Source organism: Lysinibacillus sp. GbtcB16 (genome assembly GCF_019091145.1).
Lineage (GTDB): Bacteria > Bacillota > Bacilli > Bacillales_A > Planococcaceae > Lysinibacillus > Lysinibacillus fusiformis.
Genome location: NZ_JAGXJV010000586.1, coordinates 1 through 258 on the forward strand (window position 1 = coordinate 1; position 258 = coordinate 258).

General features: G+C 40.3%; 1 pseudogene. It reads right to left on the minus strand.

Annotated elements, in window-relative coordinates:
* Positions 1–258 (minus strand): annotated as a pseudogene (locus KVT27_RS25325) (amino acid permease); the annotation flags it as partial.

Genomic DNA, 258 nt, shown 5'->3' on the forward strand with positions numbered 1-258 from the left:
CCCACCATTTTCAGTGAAATTATGAAGCATTGAAGCTGGCTTTCCACTAAAGTCTAGTAGACCGAACATAACAGCGCCGCCAAGTACGATGAAAATATCAATTGTTGCGACTTTTACACTTGCGAACCAAAATTCTGCTTCGGCATATGCCTTTGCTGATAATGCGTTTACAAGAAAGAGTGCTGCTGCAAATGTAACACACCAAATCCACGAAGAAACGTCTGGAAACCAACGTTTCATTAAAATACTTACAGTTGT